Genomic DNA, 24,596 nt, shown 5'->3' with positions numbered 1-24,596 from the left:
CGGATGTCTTCTCGGGCCACGCGTTTCGCGTCGCGCGTGATCGTGCTTCGCTTGTGAGAGTAGTCACCTGAGACGGAAATTGAAACACGTTTCAGTTTTGATTGTGGAACGTGTTCCGATTCCGCTGCTCAGACGGCCATCTCGTGCGACACGATCAGCTCTTGAGGCCCGCGTCCTTACTGCCGTACGCCTTCCGCAGACCCGGCTTCACCACCTTGCCGCCCGCATTTCGCGGCAGCTCGTCCACGACGACTATGTCCTTGGGGTGCTTGAAACGGGCGAGGTTGTCGTTGAGGAACGGTTCAAGCTCCTCGATGGTCAACTCGTCGACACCCTCAGCGAGCACCACGACGCCGACGGGAACTTCGCCCCACTTGTCGTGGGCGCGACCGATCACCGCGGCTTCCAGGATCTTCGGGTGCGAGAACAGAACGTTCTCGACCTCGGCGCAGTAGATGTTCTCTCCGCCGGAGATGATCATGTCCTTGGCCCGGTCGACGACGAACAGGAAGCCCTCCTCGTCGGCGCGCACCAGGTCGCCCGAGTGGAACCAGCCGCCGCGGAACGCATCGGCAGTCCCCTGCGGGTTCTGCCAGTACCCGGCCATGAGGTTCGCGCCGCGATAGACGATCTCGCCCACCTCGCCCTGCGGCACGTCGTTCATCTCCGGATCGACGATGCGAGCGGTCACCGCGGGCACCACCTTTCCGATGGAACCGATCTTGCGCTGCGCGTCCTTTCCTTCGAGCACACACGTGATCGGCGACATCTCGGTCTGCCCGAAGACTGCGATGTTCAACGCGTCCGGGAACGTGTCGTTCATCGCCTGCAGCACGGTGTCCGACGCCGGTGCGGCGCCCCACGAGATCACGCGCAGCTTCACATCGCGCGGCTTGGCCTGCTGGGCCGCGCAGACGGCCTGCCACTGTGCCGGAACCAGGAAGATCGATGTGGTGCCTTCGCGCTCGAGAGTGTCGAGCATGTCGTTCGGATCGAACGCCCCGAGCGGATGGATCACCGACAGCGCGCCGATGTAGATCAGGGCAGTCATCGCACCGAGCGCGGCGATGTGGAACATCGGAGCGACGCACGAACCGATGTCGTCGGCCGACGTGTTGAGCGCCTGCAGCGTCGTCTGCGCCTGCGACTGCAGGTTCTGGTGAGTCAACATCGCACCCTTGGGCTTCCCCGTGGTGCCCGAGGTGTACATGATCAGGGCGATCGTCTCCTCCGGGATGTCGATGTCCGGAAGCGGCTCCCCTTCTTCGGACACCAGAGCCTCGTAGTCGAGGTGACCGTCGTTCTGTGCCCCGCCGACGACGATCGTGTGCTCGATGGCGCCGGTGGCCGCCGACACCGCATCAGCCAACGGCGCGAGCATCGTCTCGGTCACGACGACCTTCGCTCCGGAGTCGGAGACGAGGTATCCGATCTCAGGCGGCGTCATGCGGAAGTTCACCGGGACCGGGATCGCGCCGATCAGGTTCGCCGCGAACACCAACTCGACGTACTCCGTGCGGTTGAGCATGATCACGAGGATTCGATCGCCGAACGACACTCCGCGACGCAGGAGCGACGCAGCCAGCGAGTGCGTGCGCGCGTCGAGTTGCGACCACGTCGTGGTGGCGCCCATGAACCGCAGCGCCGGAGCGTCCGGTTTCATCTCCGCATGTCGACGGACCTGGTTGTTCCAATGGTGGCGGCGTGAACGCTGCGGCTCGGCGTTGAGGGCGAAGCCCAGTACGTCGGTCATCTCTTCTAGCTCCTCGATCTCAGGTCGTGCGATGGGTTCGGGGTGGGTGGTGCGGGGTCATTTGCCGACGAACGCGGCGAGCGCTCGCCCGAAGGCCGGGGATTGCAGGAGCTGTGTCTGGCCGGCGATCTCGCGGTCGATCGCGTCGTCGTATCCGGCCAACGAATGCGCGTCGACGGCCGCCTTGGTCACGGCGAGTGCGTCGGGCGAGCACTTGAGAAGCCTGCCGACGACGCGGTCGACCGTCGCGGTCAACGCAACGCCGTCGTCGACGACGGCGTTGATCAGACCGGCGTCGAGCGCCTCGGGCGCCCACAACTTCTCCCCCAGAAGCGCCAGCGCATTGGCGCGTGCTCGCCCGAGCGACGCGGCGAACAGCGCAGTCGCTCCGCCGTCGGGCATCAGACCGATGTTGACGAAAGCGAGCAGGAAGTACGCACGACTCGTCGCATAGACGAGGTCGGCGGCGACTGCGAGTGACGCGCCGATCCCGACCGCGGCGCCGTCGACAGCCGCGACCACGGGCATCGGCAGCGATCGGACTGCCCCGATCAACCGCGAACCGTTCTCGATGATCGCGCGCGACGCCGACTCGTCGAACCCTCCGGTGGACGCCGAGTCCGCCGCCATGCCCGCCACATCGGCGCCCGCACAGAAAGATCCGCCACGACCCGTGATCACAACAGCCCGAATGTCCGAGCGCGTCGCGAAGTCGCGGCAGAGTTCGATGATCCGCGCGGAGGCCCCACCGTCGAGCGCGTTCATCCGTTCCGGTCGATCGATCTCGATGCGTGCGACGCCCCGATCGTCGATCTCGTCCCAGACACCGCCCTCGAACCCGGCCTCGTCACTCATCGTTCCTCGCATCACCGTCGGACTTGTCGTTGATATGCCACACACCGTAACAGGAAGAGTGACGGAAGTCATGCGAATCATCATTAACTTGTAAGTCGACTTACTGGGTGATGACCTGGGTTTATCCAACTTCAGATGATTCTCAGCATGTTTCTCCGGGCTTCGATACCATCGCTACCCATGACCATCCGGCCCGCCGATCGACGCGAGAGGATTCTGTCGACAGCCGCGGCCGCGTTCAGCTCCGAGGGCTACGCCGCGACTCGCCTGTCGGACATCGCAGACGAGGTGGGGATCTCCACGCCCGCCCTCTATCGCCACTTCGACACGAAGTACGGACTGTTCTCCGCGACTGTCGAGCAGTTGTCCCGACGTGTGGACGAGGCCGTCTCGAGCGTTCGGACCCATGACGATCCGAGGAGCGAGTTCGCCGCGGTCCTCACCGCATTCACCGACATGACGTTCGTCCACCGAGCCGGCGGCAACCTGTACCGATGGGAGGACCGGGTGCTGCGCTCCGAAGATCGCACCTACACACGTGATGTGCGGATCCGCCTGAACCGCAGACTCAGAGCGCTCGTCGAGGCCGCTCGACCCGACATCGACCGCACGACGGCACAAGCCGTGACCATCGCGTCCCTCTCCGTGGCGGCGAGCGCGACCACCCACCGCGCAGTCCTGGGCCGACGCGCCGCGGTGGACCTGTTGTCGAACGCCGCAGCCCGCATCGTCGAAGTGGAGGTGCCGCAGCCCACCGAAGCTCACATCCCTGCCCCCGGGTTGGCGCCCACCGGCAGACGCGAGGCGATCCTTGCGGCGTCAGTACGCCTCTTCGCCGACCGCGGCTTCCACGAGGTGACGGTCGACCACATCGGCAACGCCGTCGGACTGCCTGCCTCCGGGGTCTACCGCCACTTCTCGTCCAAGAGCGCCATCCTCGCGGCCGCCCTCTGGCGAACGGCGGACCGCACCACAGACGCAGTAGCTGCGGCACTCGCCCAGGCACAGAACCCGAGCGAGGCGATCGTGGCCCTCGCCGAGCGGTACAGCGAGCTCTGTGTCGACGCACCCGACATCATGACGGTCTACATGAACGGGATCGGCGCGGTGGACGTGAGCGAGCGTCGAGCCCTGCGCCGAAGTCAGCGGCTCAACGTCGACGAGTGGGCTGCGTGGGTCGTACGCGCGCGGCCGGAAGTGACCACCGCTCAGGCGAGATTCCTCGTCCACGCGAGCCTGAATGTCGCGACCGATCTGGTCAACGGGCAACCGGGGATCGGGAAGCCTCTGGTGGCGGCGGCATGCGCGAAGGCACTGACCGGCTGACGTCTACCGAGACTGGCCCGACCGAGAATCGTTCGGTCGCAAACATCCGACACGAATGCCCCAAATCTCGCCGGCGCTAGACGACGTCCAACCCGGAGACCAGCCATCGACCGTCGGCCTTCACAAGTGTCAGTTCCACACGCGACTGCGACGGGTCCCCTTGGCCGAGGACCGGCGCATCCGGGCTGGTCACTGCCATGTCGAGAGCCACCAGAACCACGGCCCGATCAGGTTCGATGGACACGATGCCGGCACTGGTCGCCGAGCCCTTCGACGACGCCTTCGCCTCGTCGTTCGCCTTCCGCGCGAGCTGGGACGACTTGATGTACTCATCGGCGAACTCGGGAGTCGAGATCGCCCGGATGCGTCGATCGAGGTCGTCGTACTTGCCGAACCCGTAGGTGAACATCTCCGACGCGTACGTCTTCGCATCGCGGAGCGCACCCTCCTCGTCCGTGCCGCCGTCGTCGCCCGACGACGCCGCGAGGAGCACACCGAGCACGATCACCGCCACCGCAAGGACGGCCACAGCCGCACCCAGCGCGACGACGACGACGTTGCGTCCGCCGGACGTCGACGGCTCAGCCGTGTCGCTCGACTTCGCGATGTCGACGGTCTCGCTAGCCTTCTCCGCTTCCTCCGCGCGGATGCGTTCGCGATTCGCCCTGTTCACGGCGAGGAAGTCGTCACCGTCGAGAGGTGTCGGGCTGTCGTCAGAACTGGAGGGCATGGGCACCAATGTAGCGGTATCTCCGTGTGCCCCTTGCCACAGCTCGTCTGATCACATATATCTGATAACAGAGTGTCGCACATCGCGACGCAGGCACCTTCCAGCATCAGGAGACGTCCACATGGTCACTTTCACCCCAGAGCAGACTGCGTTCGCACAGGCAGTCACCGATTTCTGCCAGCGCGAGACCGGCACCCGCGAGCAGCGCGACAAGTGGACGAACAACGGCGAGGAGAATCACTCGCAGGAGTTGTACAAGAAGATGGCCGACCTCGGCTGGGCGGGCATCATCGTCCCGGAGGAGTTCGGTGGGGCCGGGGCGGGAAACGTGGAGCTCTGCATCTTCCTCGAAGAGGCCATTCGCAACCAGGCGCCGATCGGCGGAATCGGGCCGACCCTGATCACCGCCGCGGCCTACGAGAAGTTCGCGAACGACGACCTCAAGCGCGAGGTGCTCGAAGGCGTCGTCGGGGGCGACGCGCTGTCGATCTCGATGTCCGAGCCCGAAGCCGGATCCGACGTCGGCGCCCTCACTTGCCGCGCAGAGAAGGTCGAGGGCGGCTGGGTCATCAACGGCCAGAAGACGTGGTGCTCGAACGCTCATTTCGCGAAGTCGATCCTGCTCATCGCCCGCACCGACCGCAGCGGAGGCAAGCACGAGGGTCTCACCCAGTTCCACATCCCCGCCGACACACCCGGCCTGCAGATCTCGCAGATCGACACCCTCGGCGGCCGCGAGGTGAACGACCTCTACTTCACCGATTGCAAAGTGCCCGATTCCGCCGTCGTCGGCCAGGTCGGCAACGGCTGGAAGCAGCTGATGGCAGGCCTCAACACCGAACGTCTCATCCTCGCCGCGATGCAGCTCGGACTGGCGCAGCGCTCGTTCGACGACACGCTCGCGTTCATCACCGAGCGCAAGCAGTTCGGGCGGCCGATCGGCACGTTCCAGGCGTTGCGCCACCGGATGGCCGACCACGCCACGGAGATCGCGTGCACCAGGGAACTCGTCTACAGCGTGGCGAAGGCCGCCGACGCCAACCCCGACAAACTGATGCCGCGCGAAGCGTCGATGGTCAAGCTCAAGGCCACCGAGACGAGCAAGGCGATGACGATCGACGGCATGCAGATGATGGGCGGCTACGGCTATGCCAAGGAGTTCGACGCCGAGCGGCTGATGCGCGGCGCGATCATCTCGACGGTGTTCGGCGGCACCAACGAGATCCAGCGGGATGTCATCGGAAAGACGTATGGACTCTGACTCGGTCTCCAAGCCCGCACTGGGTCGGCGTCCGCAACTGTCGGAGGAGGTGGCGTCGGTGGTCCGACACAGGATCATGACGGCCGAGCTCCTCCCCGGCGAACGGGTCCGCCTCGACGAGACGGCCGCTGCGCTCGGGGTGAGCGTGACGCCGGTTCGAGAGGCGCTGCTCACGCTGCGGGGCGAAGGCATGGTCGCCTTCGCCCCGCACCGCGGGTACACCGTGGCCGATCTGACCCGCACCGACGTCGCCGACCTGTTCTGGCTGCAGGGCGAAGCCGCAGCTCGCATCGCCCGACGGACATGTGCACTCGTCACTCCGTCGGAGATCGATCAACTCGCGTGGGCGAACGCGAACCTCAGGGGCGCGGTCATGTCGGGAGACGCCGCCGCGATCGTCGAGGCCGAGTTCGATTTCCATCGGACGCACAATCACATCAGCGGCGGCGGAAAGCTCGCATGGATCCTGCAGAACGCGACGCGGTACACGCCGCACCAGCTGTACGCGCGCGACCCCGAGTGGGCGCGCGAGGCGCTCGAAGCCCACGAGGAGTTGATCAACGCGTATCGCGCAGGTGACGGCGAGGCCGCGGCCGGTGCCGTCCGTCGCCAGTTCGACGACGGCGCCGCCCGCCTCATCGGACACCTCGAATCCACTCCGATCTGGGACTGACCAGCCGTTTTGCACCGTACAGAATCCATGCGCTAGAGTTTGATCTCGGTTCGGAAAGAACATTCCCCCATAGCTCAATTGGCAGAGCAGCCGACTGTTAATCGGCAGGTTACTGGTTCGAGTCCAGTTGGGGGAGCACACAAAACCCGCTGCTTGCGCAGCGGGTTTTCTGCTGTCTGCGCCCTCGACTGAGGAAAAGCGCTGCGAGAACGTCCCCCGGGAACGACGCTGCTTGGCGCGGGCCGCGTAAGGTTCCCCGAATTGCCGCGCATACGACCATATCTGTCGAATTGATGCAGAATCGGGGAACCTTACGCGGGCCCGTTTGCCTGATACGAGAATCCGTTTGCTGCGAGCTGCCGACAGGCATAGCCTGGGCACCGTGACCATTCGAGTGCAGGAGGACTCCGGCGCGTTCAGCGCCGAGTCGAGATGACCGCGCCCCGCAGCCGATCCGCGTGATCGGCTGCTGAACGGTATCCTCATTCACTCGCGCGACAGCCGGACGGCACGCGCACCTCACGAACGGTTGCATTCAATGCGCACCCCCACCCAGAAGCAGATCCTGTCCGCATTCCGCGGCACCACGAAGAGCGAACTCGCGCGGGTCACCTTTCCGCTCGACTTCGACGACGTCGACTTCTCTCGACGGGAGTTCTACGGTTGGCGCGACCGCAAGATTCCTCGCCGGGCGTACATCGTCGTTGAACTCGGCGACGAGCTCGTTGCGCTCATCCTGACGCGCGCCGAGGCGAAGCCATCGCGTCGTGCGATGTGCGCGTGGTGCCGGGACGTCGACCTCTCGCAAGACGCCGTTCTCTACACCACGCGCCGCACCGGGTCGCGCGGCCGACGCGGCGACACCATCGGCGCCCTGGTGTGCGAAGACTTCGGGTGCCCGAAGCACGCCCGCAAGCTGCCGCCCGCCTATCACAAAGGCACCGACCTCGACATGATCCGTGCAATGCAGGTCGACGAGATGACGCGACGCGTCGAGGCCTTCGTCGCCGAGGTCCTGTCGACGCAGGACTGACCGGCGCCTGCCGACGTCAGTCGTGTGCAAACGTGACCGACGGAAGCACCCGTCGCAGGCCGCGCGGCGACCACCACGCCGCGCGGCCCGTCACGCGCAGGATCACCGGCAGGAGCACCAGGCGCACGACGAACGCGTCCAGGAGGACAGCCGAACCGAGCACCACGCCCATCTCCTTCGGAGGCAGTGGCCCCGAGAGCGAGAACGTGAAGAACACGGCGACCATCACAGCGCCGGCCGCGAAGATCACTCGACCCGACCGAGCCAGCGATTCGACCATCGCCTCGCGTGCCGAACCGGACTTCTCCCAGTGCTCTTTCGCCGAGGCCAACAGGAACACCGTGTAGTCCATCGCGATCGCGAAGATCATCGCGAAGAAGAACACCGGCGCCCAGGCATCGAGGAAACCCTGCGATTCGAAACCGAAGAGGCTCGCGCCCAGGCCGTCCTGGAACACCAGCTTGGCGACGCCGAACGCCGCCGCCGTCGACAGCAGGCTGACCACGGTGCCGAGCAACGCGATCAACGGCGCCTGCAGCGCGACGAGCAGAACCAGGAACCCGAGCACCAGTATCACCCCGATCACCAGCGGCAGACTCTCGTCGAGCTGAGCGGCAAGATCGAGGTTCTCCACGGCGGCGCCGCCGACAACGGCGGAATCCGGAAGATCCCCCCGAAGGCGATCGACGACGTCGGCCAGGTCCGACGACGAGGGATCCACGGCGGGAACCGCCTGAATCAGCCTGAGATCGGAGCCGTCCGCCGGAACTGCAGGCGGCATCACCGCCACCACTCCCCTGTCCGACGAGATGACGGCCGACGCGGCGTCGGCGTCCGAGGTCGGGACGATCACCTGCAGCATGCCAGGGGCACCGTCACCGAACGCGTCCTGAACCAGCTGGTAGCCCTGGCGAGCACTCGCGTCGTCCGGCAGCACTTTGATCGACGGCATCGCGGTGGTCAACGACAACGCCGGAATCGCCAGTGCGATCAGCAGCACGAACGCGGCACCGCCCCACCGAAGCGGTCGACGCCACAGCATCTGTGCCCATCGCTCGAAGATCGGCGACCGGTGTCGGTCGAGCTTCGCCCACGGCAAAGCGAGACCGTTGACGCGATCTCCGAGTTTGGCCAGGACTAGCGGCAGCAAGGTCAAGGTCGCGGCGAGAACAAAGACCACGGAGATCATCACGCCGCCCGCCATCGATCGGAACGACGGCGAGGGGACGAGCATGACCGCCGACAATGACACGAGGACGGTGACTCCTGACAGCAACACCGCCTTGCCCGCAGTGTCCATCGTTCGCGCGATCGCATCAGCGGTTGACGTCGCATCCGACGCGAGAGCCGCTCGGAAACGGACGACCAGGAACAGCGCGTAGTCGATGCCGAGTGCAAGCGCGAACATCATCGCGAAGTTCATCGCCCAGATCGACACGGGGACAACAAAGTTCACAAGCACAAGGACTCCGGCGGCCGAGACCAGCCCGGCGAGCGTCAACAGCAGTGGCAGCCCCGCCGCGACGACCGCCCCGAACGCGATCACCAAGATGAGCAGCGTGACGGGCCACGAGATCATCTCCGACGTCAGCATCGCATCGAGGTTCGCGGCGTTGAAATCCGACCAGAGGACCGACGCACCCGTGGCCGCGACGGTGATCGACTCCGTCGACATGGCCTGCAGGTCGGGCGTGAGGGCTGTCGCAGCCCTGACCATGTCGTCCGTGCTCGCGCGTGCGCCGCCGATGACGATCGCCGTGCGCCCGTCCGCGGACAGAGTTGCGCCCGCGACCGGACGCAGCACCTCCCCGATCCGGTCGTCGGCCTGCAATCGCGCGACGACCCCGTCGATCACCTGTCTCTCCGCGTCTGAGCCGAGCGGTTCTTCCGAATGGACGACCACCTGGATCGCCGACGATGCATTGCCGCCGAAGTGGTCGATCGCGAGGTCTCGTACCTGAACCGACTCCGACCCGTTCGCCTGCCAGCCCGCTCCAGACAGGTTCTTCTCGACCATCGGGGCGAAGGCGCCGAGCACCACGATCAGCAGCACCCAGCCCCACGTGACGATGCGTCGATGGGCGGCCACCCACAGGCCGAGTGCACCGAGGCGTCCGCGACGCCGGCCTTCGTCCGCGAGTGTCGAGGTCGTTTCTGTTGTCGTCATCCATCTCTCCTTATCCCCCTAGGGGGTTATCTGAAAGCGAAGCTATCATCCCCCTAGGGGGTTATGCAATACTGGAGCGGAGCACACCAGCCAGCCGAGCAGAGGAGCCGAGAAGATGACCGCCTTCACCATGTCCACGACCGTCGCCGCGCAGTACGACGAGACCGTCGCGCGCGTTCGCGAAGCGCTCACCGACGCCGGATTCGGCGTCCTCACCGAGATCGACATCAAGGCGACGCTGAAGGCCAAGCTCGACGTCGACGTCGAACCGAGGATCATCCTCGGCGCATGCCGCCCCCAACTGGCACACCAGGCCCTGGCCGCCGATCCTCGTGTCGCCGCGCTGCTCCCGTGCAACGTCGTCGTCTCCGCCGACGGACCAGACAGTTCATTGGTGGAGATCATGGATCCGTCCGTCATGGAGGACTTCACCGGCACCGCCGAACTCGGACCGATCGCCGCGGATGCGAAGGAGCGACTCTCCGGAGTCCTCGCCGCACTCACCGAAGGAGCCTGAACGATGCAGCTTCCCGACGAAGACCTCAAACCGATCCTCACCCGCCTGCGTCGAGCACACGGCCACCTCGCGAGCGTCATTCGCATGCTCGAGGAAGGTGCCGAGTGCGAGGACGCACTCACCCAGTTGGCCGCGGTCGACAAGGCACTTCGCCGCAGCGGATACACCATGGTCGCCACCGGCCTGGAGCACTGCTTGATCACCGAAGGTCCCGAGAACGTCGACAAGGAGAAGCTGGAAAGGCTGTTCCTGTCGTTCGCGTGACAGGCCGATCCTCACTACCTGTTCGACACTGTCGGCGGGAGATGTGTCACCGTTGACCGGTGAGCACACCGACCGACCGCACGTCGCGACGCCGCGACCGGCGCAAGGCCGAGATGATCCAGGCGGCCCTCGCACTGCTGTCGGCGCACGGATATCACGGCATGCGCTTCGAAGACGTCGCCGAACGTGCAGACATCGCCAAAGCCAGCCTCTACTACTACTTCCCAAGCAAGGATCAGCTGGTCGCCGAAGCATTGGCCAAGCTGACCGACGACGTCGTCGGTCGACTGAGCACGGCCCTGGAACCCTTGAACGGAGCACCAGCGACGGCCCGCTTCCGCGTGCTGGTCGACACTCAGCTCGACATTCTGACAGTCGACTACCCCGAGGTCGGGGCGATCTTCTCCTTCCCGGCCCCATGGCCCGCCGAGCATGCGACCGCGATCAAGGCGATGCGGCGCACACACGACACGATCTTCCGCGACGTCGTCGACGCAGGCGTCGCGAGCGGCGAGTTCACCACCACCGACCCGGCAGTGGCCCTGCACTGTCTCCACGGGATGCTCAATCACGCCTCCCTGTGGCTCGACCCGACGTCCGACGCCGACCGCCGCCAACGCGACGCCGTTGTCGACGCCGCACTCCGCCTGTTCGTCTGATCAGGTCAGTGCGTCGGGCGGCGGTCACGTCGCCGCGGTGACGTCTCCACATTTTCGACCTCAGGGTTGATAAATTGGCATTCAGGTCGATAGGCTCCGAATCATGACCGGGAACAGCGACGTCGAGCCCTACTTCCACGCCCTCGGCAACGGTCGGTATCGGGCGACGAATCACGTGCAGGGCGCGTGGTCGTTGGACGAGCAGCACATCGCGGCGCCGCTCGGGCTGCTCACGCATGTGGTCGAAACCGATCATGCGGCACGCCGCGGCGACCTGGTGATCAGCAGACTCTCCTTCGACATCCTCGGGATCATGCCGATCGGCGAGGTCGACCTCGCAGCCGAGGTGATCCGGCCGGGTCGGACCATCGAACTCGTCGAAGGCACCCTCTCGTACGGCGGCCGAGTGATCGTCCGCCTGCGCGCCTGGCTCACCACTCCGTCCGACACGTCATCCGTCGCGGGCACCGCCTTCGACCCGATTCCCCCGGTCGACGCACACGAGCCATGGGATGCCTCGCAGGTGTGGCGGGGCGGATACATCGCATCCGCGGAGGTTCGACGGCTCCTCCGAGAACCCGGTCGCGGAACGGTATGGGCGCGGTCTCCGCATCCTCTCGTGGACACGGAGACCGTCCGGCCACTGTCACACGCCACCCGGATGTTCGACATCGCGAACGGCATGTCGGCCCGTATGGATCCGACGAAAATCGCCTACCCGAACCTCGACCTCACCGCACACGTGTTCCGCGAACCGCACGGCGAGTGGGTCGGCTTCGACACGTCGGTATCGTTCGGCCCCAACGGAATCGGGCTGACGTCGAGCGTCCTCCACGACGAGTCGGGGCCCTTCGGCGCTCTCAACCAGTCACTGACTCTGCGGGCTCCCTGACATCGGTTGCACTGACATCGGTCGCACGGACAGCGGCTCGCGCCGCACGGCGTCCGGCACGAGTGGCGCCCAGCGTCGACGCACTTCTGCCGTAGCCGACGAGAAACAGACCCGGTGACACGATGACGCTCACGTCGTCGTCTGCCATGAGCACGCCACCGGCCGGGTCGCGGATTCCCAGCGGCGCGAGGTGACTGAGCGCCGCCCGGAAACCGGTGGCCCAGAGGATCACGTCCACTGATTCGTGGGTGCCGTCGGCGAAATCGACCCCGTCGTCGGTGAGCGCAGCGATGGCCCCGCGGGACACGAGCAGCCCACGTTCCACATCGGCACGCCCCTCGGCGGTGAGCGGAAGCCCCGTTGCGGCGACGACACTCAGCGGCCGCAGACCCGCTCTGGTCCGCGCAGCGACGCTGTTCTCGACATCGAGGCCCCACATCGGGTCGAACGGAGCCTCCCGCCACCGCGGGGGCGTCCGCGTCGACCACAGCGTGTCGACACCGGCTTCGTCGAGCATCTGCAGAAACTGGACCGCAGAGATGCCGCCTCCGACGACAAGCACTCGACGGCCCACAAAATCAGCCGGCGACGTGAAGTCGCGCGTGGTCAGCTGTCGACCACCGAATGCGCCCGGGTACCACGGCACGTACGGGTGGTCCCACGTTCCGGTACCCGAGATGACTGCGCCCGCGCGGTAGACCGCAGTCCGACCGTCCGGATGCTCCGCCGTGACCTCGTAACGTTCGACCGGCCCCACTCCGGAGGCGCCGTCATCGATCCTGGTGACCGACCGAACACGCCAGGGTCGGTCGACCGATAGTCCATTCTCCGTCTCGTAGCGGCTGTAGTAGCGCTTGATCACTTCGCGCGCGGGCTCGCGCGGATCGGCGTCACCCAGCTCCGATTCGGGTAGGTCGTGGAGACCGTTGACTCGGTCGAACGTCAGCGCGTCCCATCGATGGCTCCACGCGCCGCCCGCGGTCGGATTGGCGTCGAGCACTTCGAAATCGACTCCAGCGACGAGGCCGGCACGCTGGAGGAAATGCGCCGCCGACAACCCGGCCTGACCGGCGCCGATCACCACCACTCGACGGTGCCGCACATCGACGGCCTGCGCATGTCCCGACTCTGTCATGTCCAGTGCCAACGTCGCATCACAGGTCAAGCATTCCATCCGAGTCTCGTGGGTCACATTCACTGGTGCAATAGTTGCACCCATGCAATGATGCACTAGTGCAAGAAACACACGGAGGGCTACGGGAACGGCAACGAGCCGAGACGCTGCAGCGCATCCACGACGCGGCGATCGACCTCGTCCGCGACGAAGGGTTCACGGCAGCGACGGTCGCCAACATCGCCGACCGCGCGGGCGTCTCCCGTCGCACGTTCTTCAACTACTTCCCCACCAAGGAGGACGCCGTCCTCGGCGCGGGACCTGCGACGGTCCCGTTCGAGGCCCTCGACGGACTGCTCGACGGTCCGGACCAGTTGAAGAAGGCCACGCTGGTCGTGCACGCGGTCGCGAGCAGCGTCCGACACGTCCGCACAGACGAGCCGGTGCGCCGTGCGCTGGTCAAGTCCATCCCGGAGCTGAGGGCACGCGGTGGACAGCACCACATCGCGTCTCAAGAGCTCCTGGCGGAAGCGTTGTCCGAACGCTTCGACGCCGACGACGCCGCGCGTGCCACGGCGCTCGTCATGGTCGGATCCGCTGTCCTCCGCTACGCCTACACACTCGACCCCGACATCGTCGACGACCCGGACTCCCCGGCTCTGACCGCCGCCGTCGAACTCTTCCGAACCACCTTGAAGGACCTCACATGACCACACCCGAGACCACGCAGGCGTCCCAGACGCCGGGCGAGAGCTCGATGTCGCAGAAGAACATCATTCTGCTGTTCATCGGATTGATGATCACGATGCTGCTCGCTGCGCTCAACCAGACCGTCCTGTCGACGGCCCTCCCCACGATTGTCGGCGAACTCCACGGCGTCGATCAGATGACGTGGGTCATCACCTCGTACATCCTTGCGAGCACCATCGTCATGCCCGTGTACGGGCGCATCAGCGACCTCCTCGGACGCAAACCGGTGATCCTCACCGCGATCGTCCTGTTCATCGCAGGGTCGATCGTCGGAGCCCTCGCAGGCGACATCACCTGGCTGATCGTCGGCCGTGTGATCCAAGGCCTCGGCGGCGGCGGCCTCATGATCCTGTCGCAGGCCGCTATCGCAGATGTCGTCTCGCCGCGTGACCGTGGAAAGTACATGGGATTCATGGGCGCGGTGTTCGCTGTCGCATCCGTCGCGGGTCCATTGCTCGGCGGTTGGCTCACCGAGGGCCCCGGATGGCGCTGGGCGTTCTGGCTCAACGTCCCGCTTGGTGCTCTCGCCATCGCCGCGACGATCGTCTTCATGCGCCTGCCCAAGCCGCAGCACTCCGAACGCCCCAAGCTCGACTACACGGGCATGGCACTCATCGCCGCCGCGACCACCGCACTTGTGCTGATGTGCACCTGGGGCGGACACACCTACGACTGGGCGAGCCCGCAGATCATCGGCCTCGGTATCGCATCCGTCGTCCTCGCCGTTGCGTTCGTGTTCGTCGAGAAACGAGCTCAGACGCCGATCATCCCGATGCAACTGTTCTCCAACCGCAACTTCACGCTCGTCACCATCGCCGCACTCATGGTCGGCATCACGATGTTCGGCGCGCTCGGTTACATGCCGACGTACATTCAGATGGTCACCGGCGTCGACGCCACCGTGGCGGGCCTGTACATGATCCCGATGATGGGTGGACTGCTCATCACCTCGATCGCGTCCGGTCAGATCATTTCGCGCACCGGCCGCTACAAGGTGTTCCCGCTGGTCGGTTCGGTGATCATCGGCATCGCCCTCGCGTTGCTGTCGACCATGCACGTCGACACGCCGACCTGGCTGATGTGCGTCTACCTCGCCGTCTTCGGCATCGGCCTGGGCCTCGCGATGCAGGTGCTCACTCTGATCGTGCAGAACGAGTTCCCCGGGGCTCTCGTCGGCACCGCGACCGCGGCGAACAACTACTTCCGACAGGTCGGCGCCACCCTCGGCTCGGCCATCGTCGGCTCGATCTTCGCGTCCCGTCTCGTCGATCTGCTCAGCGAGCGCCTCGGCGGGACCGGAGCTGCGGCAGGCGGATCGAGCGGCCGGAACGACCTGACCCCGGCAGCAGTCAACTCTCTGCCCGATCAGATCCGAATTCCGATCATCGAGTCGTACAACGACGCGCTGCTCCCGATCTTCCTGTTCTTCGTCCCATTGGCCGTCGCCGCACTGATCGTCCTGCTGTTCGTCGACGAGAAGCCGCTGTCGACCAAGGTGCGCGACGTCGCAGAGGTCGAAGGCGTCGGCGAGGGTCAAGTGCTTCCCGAGCCGTTCGATGTTCCCTCCCGCGAATCGGACACCACTGTGCGGTCGTCGCTCACGAAGGCCCGCGAACGCGCGGACGTCTAGCAGCCACACCCACGACATACCGCGGCCGCCGGGGGCATCCCCTCGGCGGCCGCGGTGGTCTGTCCGGTCAGGCGACGGCCAGTGCGTCGACCGGCGCGATCGCGACCGCGCGTCGACTCGGCGGCAGCGACGCGACGATGACCAGCGCGACGGTTCCGACGACGATCGTCACGAGCGCGGGCAGCGGGAGCCCGATCGGGAATCCTTCGGTCATGAAGCCGATCAACGACTGGGCGCCGACAGCGCCGAGCACGATGCCCAGTACCAGTCCGGTGGCGACGGCGGTGCCGCTCAGAGCGACGGATTCGAGGGTGATCATCGACCGGATCTGCTTCGCGGTGAAGCCCATCGCCCGCAGCATGCCGATCTCGCGAGTCCGGCCGATCACCGTCAACGACATCGTGGAGACGAAGCCGACAGCGGCGATCACCGCTGAGATCGCGATCATCGCGATGAGGACCGACGACATCACCGACAGGATCTGCTGAGCTTCCTGCACTTCCTTCGGAGTCATGCCCTCCCAAGCGGTCACCGACTCACGCACCGAGCGCATGCCGCTGGCGATGGTGGTGACGAGCGTGACTCCGATCAGCAACCCGATCGTCGAACGGGTGGTCCGCTGAGGGTCGGCGACGGCGTTCTTGCGGGCGATGACCGCGGACGGTGACGCCCCGACGAGGCGACCGACACCCGCGACAAGCGCCGGGACGATCCGACCCGCGCCCATCATGATTCCGACAGCGAGAACCGCCGATCCGAAGAACGCTGCGAAGAACCCCGCCTGCGAGCCCTCCTCACCGAGGTAGCAGGCAGCGACCAGGATGACCACGCCGCCGCCTATGCCGAGTGCGGCCACCAGGTCACGGAACCAGGATCGAACGGCTCGGGTGGAGCGCACAACGGAGGCCGACGACAGGGCGCTGCGGGTGCCGACAAGGGTCGCCCCCACTGCGGTCGCCACCACTGCGAGCGCCCCCATGACGGCCAGCGGCGGGAACACGCGGTAATCGAGATCATCGAGAGTGCCGCGGTTCACCAAGATCACTCGGGTGATCCACGTCGTCGCGACTCCCAGCAGCACCCCGGCGACGGCGCCGACCGCGGCGACCTTGGTGACCGCGTTCATCAGGCTGGCACGCAGCTGCTTGCTGCTGGCGCCGACCAGACGCAGGAGACTCAGTTCCCGACGTCGGCCTGCGATGACGGTGTCGACTCCGTTGCTGATGACAACGCCCGCCACGAACAGCGCGATCAGGATGAACACGGAGGAGACGATGCCGAGCGCGGCGCCTGCGCTGCCGCCCTTCGCCTCAGAGAGAGTGCCGAGAATGCTCGACGCGCACACCAGCGCGGTCGCGTACATCGCGCTCAGCCCGCAGACGACGCCGATCGCCGACAGTTCGCGCATCGACCCGACTGTCAGGCGGGAACTCGTGGCCTTCATGCGGCAGCTCCTTGCAGGTTGATGAGGAGATCGGAGATCTGCCGCGGATCGAGACCGCGGTACTCCCCCACGATGCGGCCGTCTGCGAGCACCAGGATTCGATCGGCGTACGACGCCGCCACCGGATCGTGGGTGACCATCGCGATGCCCTGTCCGTACTCGCGGGCCGCCGTGGTCAGCAGGGTGAGCACCTCACGGCTGGTCCGCGTGTCGAGTGCACCCGTCGGCTCGTCCGCCAGGATGATCGTCGGACGCCCGGCCAGCGCACGAACGATGGCGACACGCTGCTGCTGGCCGCCCGACAGCTCCGACGGCAGGTGACCGAGGCGCTCACGGATGCCGAGTGAGGTGACCAGGTGGGCGATCCAGGCCTCCTGCTCGGCAGTCGGCTTGCGGCCCGCCAGAACGAACGGCAGTCGGATGTTCTCGTCGGCGGTGAGTGTCGGGACGAGGTTGAACGACTGGAAGATGAAGCCGATGTTGGTGCGGCGGAGGATGGTGCGGGCGGTGTCGCCGATGCCGACGATCGGGTTGTGGCCGAGCCAGATCTGACCGGAGGTGGCCTCGTCGAGGCCGGCCATCACGTTCATCATCGTCGACTTGCCCGAGCCCGAGGGCCCCATGATCGCGGTGAATTCGCGGCGCCGGATGTCCACGCTCACGTCGCGGAGCGCGTGGATCGGATTGGCCGGGTCGCCGTACGTCCTGGACACATTGCGCATGGCCACTGCCACGGTGTTGTCGGTGTTTGTCATGACACCAACGTTATGGCCGTGACCAGGCCTTACACATCGGCCACGAGTACCCGATCACGTCGTCCCCGAGGAGGTGGCCGTGTACATCTCACGATGTACACGCGGCCGTCGACAGCCGCGATCAGACCAGGTCGTGCTCATACGCGTACACCACGAGTTGCACACGATCGCGCAGAGTCAGCTTCGACAGGATCCGCGAGATGTGCGTCTTCACCGTCGCCTCCGAGAGGAACTCGGCTGCCGCGATCTCGGCGTTCGACAGGCCGCGCGCCGCGCGGATCAGGATCTCGCGTTCACGGGGCGTGAGGTCGTTGTACTCGGGTCCGGGGGTCGCCGCGGCGCGAGCTCGATGCCGTTCGAACAGGCGTCGTGTAGCCGATGCGGCGACCACTTGGCTGCCGTCCGCGACGGCCCGGACCGCAGCCAGCAGGAAGTCGGGCTGCGCATCTTTGAGGACGAAGCCGCTCGCTCCCGCCTCGATCGCGGAGGCGGCCGCCTCATCGACGTCGAACGTCGTCAGAACAAGCACCCGAGGAGCGGACTCGCCGAGTTCGCGGACCAGTGACGAAGTGGCGGTGATCCCGTCGACTCCCGGCATGCGGACGTCCATGAGGATCACGTCTGGTGCATCGCGTTCGACCATCGCCAGCAAGTCGAGTGCCGACGACTCTTGGGCGACCACCTCGATGTCGGCCTGACTCTCGAGGATCATCGCGATGCCTCCGCGGAACAGCGGCTGATCGTCGACGAGGGCGACGCGGATCATCTCGGCAGTCCTTCCTGGTTCGGGATGTTCAGGACGACGAGCCAGTCGTCGCCGTCACGTGCGGAGCGCAGTGTGCCGCCTGCGTGCGCGGCTCGTTCCGTCATGCCGATGATCCCGTGGTGGGCTCCACCAGGCGCGAGCGGGTCGTCGGAGAGGGTGTTGCGCACGGTCAGCGTGCACCCGTGCGACCAGTCGTGGTGGACCGTCACCGGACGGGCCAGGTCGCCGTACTTGAGCGCGTTGGTCAACGCCTCGGTGAGCACACCGAACGCGGCGCGGGTCGCGGCCGGACCGACGTCGGCCACATCGCCGTCGTCGGTGGCGACGATCGCCATGCCCGCCGCACGCATCCGAGTGAACAACTGCTCACGATCGGACCGGCTGATCTCTTCGGCGGTCGACGTGCTGCGCAGCTCTTCGAGGACTGATCGCACGTCGGAGAGGGCTTCTCGCGCCGTGTCCGCGATGACTCCGAGCGCATCGCGAGCGGCCTCGGGATTGGCGTCCAAGGTGTACCTGGCGCCCTCGGCCTGCGCGACCACCACTGCCAATGAATGCGCGACCACGTCGTGCATGTCCCGGGCCAAACGCGAGCGTTCGGCCTGCTCGTCGTACAGATCCAGAACACGTCGGCGCTCGAGTTCGGCGATCGTCTCACTGACCTCGGCGGCGGCGACCGTGCGGCGTTGATAGCTGATGAATCCGGTCACCCATCCGCCGACGACGAACAACGCTGCGCCCGCGGACGCGAACAGCGCTCCCCAGATGAGGTTGCCGGGTTCCGGGTCGGCGATGCCCGACGGAAATGCCCGCGGAATGGTGAAACCTGCGACGACCGAGCCGACGAGCGCGACCACCAGGGAGCCCCGCCGGACGCGTCGATCCGGATGCCCGCCGACTGTGAAGAACAGGACGGTGTAGGCCAACGACAGCGCCGACACCTCCAGCGACACCACCTGGATCGTCGCCGACACCACCGCGGTGACCATCATCAGACTCGGTGAGATCCGGCGCAGAGCGAGCGACGCGCAGATCAGCGCATCCGCGAGGTGAATCGCGGTGGACATCTCGAAATTGGCCAGCGCGATCAGTCCGCCGACAAGCGCCGTGCAGACATCGAAGAACATCGAACTCGGACGTAGGGCGGGGGCAGCCAGCGGGTCTCGCATCCCGGCCCTCCCCTGCCCTACGTCGTGGAGTGCCCCGTGTCGGGCTCGAACCGACGAATGACCGCTTTATGAGAGCGGGGCCTTAACCAACTTGGCTAACGGGGCGAAGAAGAGCCTACCGAGTCGTCGGAACGAGTCTGACGTCGGATGTGACCCTGATCGCCAGAGACCACACCGTGCCAATGTTCGTTGTATCGTTTGCCGGTGACCTCCATCGTCGCCCGTGGCCGTGACCGTGTGACTTCCGCCGTGTCGCAGTCGACACAGATCGTCGGCCGTGCCGCGGACGCGATCACTGCGCCCGGTGCACGAGCCATCGATGCCGCACTCGCGCTCAATCCGATCTCCGCCCAGGCGGCCCCCACCCCGGTCGACGGCGTGGAGGGCGCGAATCGACTCCTCCGCCAGCTCGGCATCACCACGTTCACACCGACCGTCGGCCTGAGTCTGGACCTCACCTTGCCCGTCGCAGTCGGCGGGGCCGTCGCCGGACCGTACACACCCGGAATCGGCAATTTGACCGTCGCTAACGTGAGCGTGAACGCGGTCAAACGCGGTGAGATCCTCTACGGCTTCCTTCCCGTCGGGGTGTTCGCCGATTTCGGCGACAAGTCGGGTGTCCACGTCGCGTGGTTCAACCTCGAATCGTTGCGCGGTGGTCTCGGTTCGCCTCTCGGCGGGCTCACCGATACCGTCATCGACGCAGTCGGTCGCCATGCACGTTCAGCACCGATCCCCGACGTCGTGTTTGATGCGACCGTCTCCCGCCTCAAGAAGGTGCTGAGCATCGTGCCGTCGAACGGGGTCCGCGGCGGCGTCGTCGACACCGGTTCCGGGGTTGTGCTGTGCGCTGTGTACGGGACCGTCAAACGCGGAGGAACAACGTACTTCTTCCTCCCGTCCATCGGCCTGACACGCGCCTGCCCGTAGCGGAGCCGAGTCGACCGATACGACGAATCCACGCCGGATCACGGCACAGCACGTCGACTACGGCGCTACGGTCGCCGAATGCGCCGATTCTCAGCGATCACGCGACCGGCTTCAACGGTCGTCTTCCTCACCGCGATCGTGAGCCTCGTTCTCACGGGCTGCTCGCCCTCACCGATCGATGGCGCCGCCACCCGTGCGACGTCGGATGACAGCCAGGTCACACCCCAGCCGATCCCTACGATCGTGGTGCTCGACGCATCCGACTCGATGAACACCGCCGACGCACCCGGGCCCCGCATCGACGCGGCCAAGAAGGCGACGGTCGACCTCAGCACCGCGCTCCCACCCGAGACCGACTTCGGCGTGGTCACGTTCGGCTCAACCCTCCCGGCCGAAGGGACACCTCGACGACGCGGCTGCACCGACGTCGTCACCGCGATTCCGCTCGGCCCGCTCACTGCGACATCCGTGTCAGCACAGCTCGCTTCGATCCGCGCGCAAGGGTTCACGCCGATCGGGAACGCACTGCAGACAGCGGTCGATCAGCTGCCGTCCACCGGTCCGGCATCCATCGTTCTCATCTCCGACGGTGAGCCCACGTGTGCACCGGATCCCTGTGAGACCGCGAAGGCGATCCACACGACTCGACCCGACGTGACGGTCAGCGCAGTCGGGTTCCGGACCGATGCACCGTCGCTGGCGTGTGTCGCCACAAACGGCGGCGGCCTCTTCGTGACCGCCGACAACGCTGCCCAGCTCAGCGCCCGCCTGACCGCAGCACAGAACTCTCGTGACGCCGCGACTCGACTGTCGACCACATCGCGCGGCGACATCTCCCTCGGTGACGCCCTCAGTGACATCCGTGCGGCCAACCCCGACTTCCCAACGCAGCCGACGTCGCGCGGCGACCGCACCGTGTACGTCTGGCGCGACTGCACCTACACGTTCGACAGCGCCGACAAGCTCGTCGAGATCGCCCCCGGCGATCCGCCGGGAAGCGCAGGCGTCACCATCGACGGAGTCACCCGTGGAACGCCGGGCACTCGGGCGATCGAGTTGTACGGCGACCCGTGGAGCGACACCGACGGTGTTGCCCTCTTTCCGGCCGACGAGGGCAGACGGACCGGATACCGACTCGGCTACGAGGGTGGGAAGTCGATCAAGGACGGCACCGTCACCACAGTGATCCTGTGCGGTTGTCTGCCCGCATCCAAGCCCGCTCCCGCACCGTCCGGGCCGGCCACCGAGGTCGTCACCGTGATCGCCGTCGACAAGAAGGGAACACCGATCAACGGGTTCCGGTCGGCCCCGTCCGTCGTCGGAACGTTCATGAACTTCATGGAGTCGTGCCAGATCGCACTCGGTGCTCGGACGGAGGACCTCTATCGGTGCGGGACGACGGCCGACGGCTGGGCGGTGTGCTGGAAGAAGACAGCAGAGTGGATGCTGTGCTCGCGTGATCCATGGGACCCGGTGCTGTCGCCTTTGTCATACAGCGCTGACGAACTGCCCGATGTCACTCCGTCTGCCGACCCGGTCCCGTGGGCTGTGGAACTGTCCGACGGAACCCGATGCCTGGCGCGAAACGGCGGCGCCTGGCCGAAGCCGCCCGAGGGTGGGTTCGAGTTCTCGTACTCGTGCAGGCTCGGATCGAAGTACACGTTCCTGTTCAGCCGGAACGGCACATACTTCGACAAGTCGGCGGCCACGTGGACCGCGTACCACGGTGACGGCGAGACGGGGACTCCCACTCCGGTCCCGATCAAGAAGGTGTACTTCTCGGCGGCGGAGTGACCTCTCGACTGTGCTTGTTCTCTTGTCGACCTCGCATGACCGTTGCCGCTCCGCAACTACTTCAGCGAGCCGCTCATAGCGGCGAAGTCGCGTTCGGAACGCAGCTGGGTGTAGCGGTACAGGCCGAAGACCAGTGCCACGAACACAGCGATGCCGACGAGCTGAGCACCGTCGCCGTATCCGTCGCCGACGATCGACAGCGGCGCCTCCCTGCCCGTGCCCGCGACGATGCCCGCGAAGATCACGCCGTAGATGCTCTCGCCGACGATGAGGCCGGTGGCGAGGAGGATTCCCAGTCGCTTCTTGCGGTCGCCGTCGACTGCGTCACGCGAGGCCCACGAGTCGTAGTAGCGCCCGATGAACGCGCCGATGGGGATCGTGAGGGTCAGCGACATCGGCAGGTACATGCCCATGCCGACGGCGAGCGGGGGCAGACGCATGCTCGACGTGCTGCGCTTCAGCGTCTCGTCGACGACGATCACGGCGATGCCGATGAGGGCGCCGAGGCCGACGAGGGCCCAGTTGAGGTCACCGCCGAACACGCCTTTGGCGAGGGTCGACATCAGATTCGCCTGGGGAGCCGAGAGCGTGCCTTCCGCGCCCTCGGCGTTCGTCGATCCCACGAATCCGAAAGCGTTGTTCATCAGGCTGAGGATCGGCGGGATGATCGCCGAACCGAACAGCACACCGACGACCAGTGCCACCTGCTGCTTCCACGGCGTGGCGCCGACCAGCTGGCCGGTCTTGAGGTCCTGCAGATTGTCGTTCGAGATCGTCGCGACGCCGAAGACGACTGCCGCAGTGAAGAGGGTGTACGCGATCAACGCGTCGATCTGATTCGGGTCGTCCGTCGGGCCGTGCGTGACCTTGATCAACAGTGCAGCGGTGAGGACGACGAGGATTCCGACACCGGAGATCGGACTGTTCGACGAACCGATCAGACCCGCCATGTAGCCGCAGACCGCAGCGACGACCAATCCGATCACCAGGACGAACACGATGCTGACTGCGATGATGCCTGCCAGCGAATCGGAGATGTGCGAGTCGGCCGCGAAGTCCCACAGGAGCCATCCGATCGGAATCATCGCCAGGACCACGGTGAGGCCGACCCACTGAATCGGGATGTCGCGCTCGGTCACGTCCACCACGGTGCCCGCCTTGCGCGCCTTGGCGCTCGCCATGGCCGCGATGATGCCCTTGATGATCGGACCGATCACCGTGGCGAGCGTCCAGATCGCGGCGACCGCGATCGCACCGGCGCCGACCATGCGGACTTCGCTGGAGAAGACGCCGCTCACGAAGTCGAGAAGGCTCTCGTCAGCGGCCGGCCCCGAACCCCAGGTGCGGATGGGCAGCATTACGAAGAACGAGATCACCAGGCCGACGACCATGGCGACACCGACTGCGACACCCACGAGGTGCCCGACACCGATCAGCGCGAGGGAGAGGCTGCCGCTGACCATCGTCGCGCCCGAACCCACCTTGAACGCCGCCGACGCCTCGGTCGCGACGAGCTTGAGGGAGCCGAGAAGTGAGAAGAACGCTGCGCCCAGTGAGCCGACCACAATGGCCCGCATACCGCCGCGGTTCTGGTCGACGCCCTTCGAGTCGATGTCGGCCGCATGTGCTTCGGAGGCCTCCCCGACCTTGAGAACCTCAGCGGCTGCGACACCTTCGGGGTACGGGAGGTCGGACCCGGTGACGAGCGCTCGCCGCAGCGGGATCGAGTACATGACGCCGAGGATGCCGCCGATCGCGCACACCGCCACCGTCGTCCAGTACGGGAAGCCCGACCACCAGCCGATCATGATCAGACCCGGCAGCACGAACACGATCGCCGAGAGCGTGCCCGCCGCAGACGCGATCGTCTGGACGATGTTGTTCTCCATGATCGTGTGGTGCTTGAAGTAGCGCAGCACAGACATCGAGATGACGGCCGCCGGGATGGCCGTCGCGAAGGTGAGACCCACTTTGAGCCCGAGGTAGACGTTCGCCGCGGTGAACACCAGTGTGATCAGACCGCCGAGGACGACCGCCCGAATGGTGAGTTCGCGAACGCCGGACGACGCTTGTGGCGCGTCCGTGGTTGTTTCAGACATGGGGGTCCTCCCGGC

22 protein-coding genes and 2 tRNA genes are annotated in these 24,596 nt (G+C 66.1%); 13 read left to right on the top strand and 11 right to left on the bottom strand.

Annotated elements, in window-relative coordinates:
- Nucleotides 1-154: 154 nt before the first annotated feature.
- Nucleotides 155-1,753, bottom strand: coding sequence for a fatty-acid--CoA ligase FadD5 (fadD5, locus tag WFK36_RS05315; RefSeq protein WP_008376889.1), 1,599 nt, complete (start codon nt 1,751-1,753; stop codon nt 155-157).
- 57 nt (nt 1,754-1,810) lie between these two features.
- The gene (locus WFK36_RS05310; RefSeq protein WP_336790322.1) at nt 1,811-2,608 is read right to left on the bottom strand and encodes an enoyl-CoA hydratase-related protein; all 798 of its coding nucleotides are present in this window, start codon (nt 2,606-2,608) and stop codon (nt 1,811-1,813) included.
- Between the two features lie 180 nt (nt 2,609-2,788).
- Between WFK36_RS05310 and WFK36_RS05305 the strand changes: the two genes are divergently transcribed.
- On the top strand, nt 2,789-3,934 hold the full coding sequence (locus WFK36_RS05305; protein WP_336790320.1) for a TetR/AcrR family transcriptional regulator: 1,146 nt from the start codon (nt 2,789-2,791) through the stop codon (nt 3,932-3,934).
- A gap of 76 nt (nt 3,935-4,010) precedes the next feature.
- On the opposite strand, the gene WFK36_RS05300 is transcribed toward WFK36_RS05305, so the two are convergent.
- On the bottom strand, nt 4,011-4,664 hold the full coding sequence (locus WFK36_RS05300; RefSeq protein ID WP_336790318.1) for a hypothetical protein: 654 nt from the start codon (nt 4,662-4,664) through the stop codon (nt 4,011-4,013).
- Nucleotides 4,665-4,785: 121 nt separating this feature from the next.
- Between WFK36_RS05300 and WFK36_RS05295 the strand changes: the two genes are divergently transcribed.
- The 4 genes from WFK36_RS05295 (at nt 4,786) to WFK36_RS05280 (ending at nt 7,631) form a co-directional block, all read left to right on the top strand.
- Entirely contained in the window at nt 4,786-5,925 is a 1,140-nt protein-coding gene (locus WFK36_RS05295) for an acyl-CoA dehydrogenase family protein (RefSeq protein ID WP_336790316.1), read from the top strand.
- On the top strand, nt 5,915-6,598 hold the full coding sequence (locus WFK36_RS05290; RefSeq protein WP_336790314.1) for a GntR family transcriptional regulator: 684 nt from the start codon (nt 5,915-5,917) through the stop codon (nt 6,596-6,598). The genes WFK36_RS05295 and WFK36_RS05290 overlap by 11 nt, the downstream gene beginning before the upstream one ends.
- Before the next feature lie 63 nt (nt 6,599-6,661).
- Nucleotides 6,662-6,734, top strand: a tRNA-Asn gene (locus tag WFK36_RS05285).
- Between the two features lie 402 nt (nt 6,735-7,136).
- Nucleotides 7,137-7,631: an FBP domain-containing protein gene (locus WFK36_RS05280; RefSeq protein ID WP_336790312.1), complete on the top strand. Its 495-nt coding sequence runs from the start codon at nt 7,137-7,139 to the stop codon at nt 7,629-7,631.
- 16 nt (nt 7,632-7,647) lie between these two features.
- Here the strand turns inward: WFK36_RS05280 and WFK36_RS05275 are convergent, their stop codons facing one another.
- Entirely contained in the window at nt 7,648-9,798 is a 2,151-nt protein-coding gene (locus WFK36_RS05275) for an MMPL family transporter (protein WP_336790310.1), read from the bottom strand.
- A 115-nt stretch (nt 9,799-9,913) separates the two neighbouring features.
- On the opposite strand from WFK36_RS05275, the gene WFK36_RS05270 reads away from it, so the two are divergent.
- The 4 genes from WFK36_RS05270 to WFK36_RS05255 all read left to right on the top strand — a co-directional run bounded on the left by WFK36_RS05270 (nt 9,914) and on the right by WFK36_RS05255 (nt 12,130).
- On the top strand, nt 9,914-10,315 hold the full coding sequence (locus tag WFK36_RS05270; RefSeq protein ID WP_336790308.1) for a DUF302 domain-containing protein: 402 nt from the start codon (nt 9,914-9,916) through the stop codon (nt 10,313-10,315).
- 3 nt (nt 10,316-10,318) lie between these two features.
- Complete coding sequence (locus WFK36_RS05265) at nt 10,319-10,579, top strand: metal-sensitive transcriptional regulator (RefSeq protein ID WP_008376936.1); 261 nt, start codon at nt 10,319-10,321, stop codon at nt 10,577-10,579.
- A 59-nt stretch (nt 10,580-10,638) separates the two neighbouring features.
- Nucleotides 10,639-11,238 carry a TetR/AcrR family transcriptional regulator gene (locus WFK36_RS05260; RefSeq protein ID WP_336790305.1) on the top strand — a complete coding sequence of 200 codons (600 nt, stop codon included), beginning with the start codon at nt 10,639-10,641 and terminating at the stop codon, nt 11,236-11,238.
- Nucleotides 11,239-11,341: 103 nt separating this feature from the next.
- A complete protein-coding gene (locus WFK36_RS05255) occupies nt 11,342-12,130 on the top strand; it encodes a thioesterase family protein (protein ID WP_336790303.1) in 789 nt (262 codons plus the stop codon).
- Here the strand turns inward: WFK36_RS05255 and WFK36_RS05250 are convergent.
- Nucleotides 12,099-13,265 carry a flavin-containing monooxygenase gene (locus tag WFK36_RS05250; protein WP_336790301.1) on the bottom strand — a complete coding sequence of 389 codons (1,167 nt, stop codon included), beginning with the start codon at nt 13,263-13,265 and terminating at the stop codon, nt 12,099-12,101. The genes WFK36_RS05255 and WFK36_RS05250 overlap by 32 nt on opposite strands.
- 98 nt (nt 13,266-13,363) lie before the next feature.
- On the opposite strand from WFK36_RS05250, the gene WFK36_RS05245 reads away from it, so the two are divergent.
- A complete protein-coding gene (locus WFK36_RS05245) occupies nt 13,364-13,954 on the top strand; it encodes a TetR/AcrR family transcriptional regulator (RefSeq protein ID WP_008376941.1) in 591 nt (196 codons plus the stop codon).
- Entirely contained in the window at nt 13,951-15,624 is a 1,674-nt protein-coding gene (locus tag WFK36_RS05240) for an MDR family MFS transporter (RefSeq protein ID WP_336790298.1), read from the top strand. The genes WFK36_RS05245 and WFK36_RS05240 overlap by 4 nt, the downstream gene beginning before the upstream one ends.
- 67 nt (nt 15,625-15,691) lie before the next feature.
- On the opposite strand, the gene WFK36_RS05235 is transcribed toward WFK36_RS05240, so the two are convergent.
- The 5 genes from WFK36_RS05235 to WFK36_RS05215 all read right to left on the bottom strand — a co-directional run bounded on the left by WFK36_RS05235 (nt 15,692) and on the right by WFK36_RS05215 (nt 19,863).
- On the bottom strand, nt 15,692-17,068 hold the full coding sequence (locus tag WFK36_RS05235) for an ABC transporter permease (protein WP_336790296.1): 1,377 nt from the start codon (nt 17,066-17,068) through the stop codon (nt 15,692-15,694).
- Nucleotides 17,065-17,823, bottom strand: coding sequence for an ABC transporter ATP-binding protein (locus WFK36_RS05230; protein ID WP_008376946.1), 759 nt, complete (start codon nt 17,821-17,823; stop codon nt 17,065-17,067). The genes WFK36_RS05235 and WFK36_RS05230 overlap by 4 nt, the downstream gene beginning before the upstream one ends.
- Nucleotides 17,824-17,944: 121 nt before the next feature.
- On the bottom strand, nt 17,945-18,589 hold the full coding sequence (locus WFK36_RS05225) for a response regulator transcription factor (protein WP_336790293.1): 645 nt from the start codon (nt 18,587-18,589) through the stop codon (nt 17,945-17,947).
- Nucleotides 18,586-19,758, bottom strand: coding sequence for a sensor histidine kinase (locus WFK36_RS05220; RefSeq protein ID WP_336790291.1), 1,173 nt, complete (start codon nt 19,756-19,758; stop codon nt 18,586-18,588). The genes WFK36_RS05225 and WFK36_RS05220 overlap by 4 nt, the downstream gene beginning before the upstream one ends.
- 30 nt (nt 19,759-19,788) lie before the next feature.
- Nucleotides 19,789-19,863, bottom strand: a tRNA-Ile gene (locus tag WFK36_RS05215).
- A 99-nt stretch (nt 19,864-19,962) separates the two neighbouring features.
- Here WFK36_RS05215 and WFK36_RS05210 point away from each other — a divergent pair.
- Both WFK36_RS05210 and WFK36_RS05205 read left to right on the top strand, forming a co-directional pair.
- Complete coding sequence (locus WFK36_RS05210; RefSeq protein WP_336790289.1) at nt 19,963-20,688, top strand: hypothetical protein; 726 nt, start codon at nt 19,963-19,965, stop codon at nt 20,686-20,688.
- Between the two features lie 78 nt (nt 20,689-20,766).
- Nucleotides 20,767-22,482: a vWA domain-containing protein gene (locus WFK36_RS05205; RefSeq protein ID WP_336790287.1), complete on the top strand. Its 1,716-nt coding sequence runs from the start codon at nt 20,767-20,769 to the stop codon at nt 22,480-22,482.
- Nucleotides 22,483-22,538: 56 nt separating this feature from the next.
- Here WFK36_RS05205 and WFK36_RS05200 read toward each other — a convergent pair whose 3' ends face one another.
- Nucleotides 22,539-24,581 carry an OPT family oligopeptide transporter gene (locus tag WFK36_RS05200; RefSeq protein WP_336790285.1) on the bottom strand — a complete coding sequence of 681 codons (2,043 nt, stop codon included), beginning with the start codon at nt 24,579-24,581 and terminating at the stop codon, nt 22,539-22,541.
- Between the last annotated feature and the right edge of the window lie 15 nt (nt 24,582-24,596).

Origin of the sequence: Gordonia malaquae (genome assembly GCF_037148075.1) — a bacterium.
Lineage (GTDB): Bacteria > Actinomycetota > Actinomycetes > Mycobacteriales > Mycobacteriaceae > Gordonia > Gordonia malaquae.
This window is presented reverse-complemented; position numbering and strand designations above follow the sequence as displayed.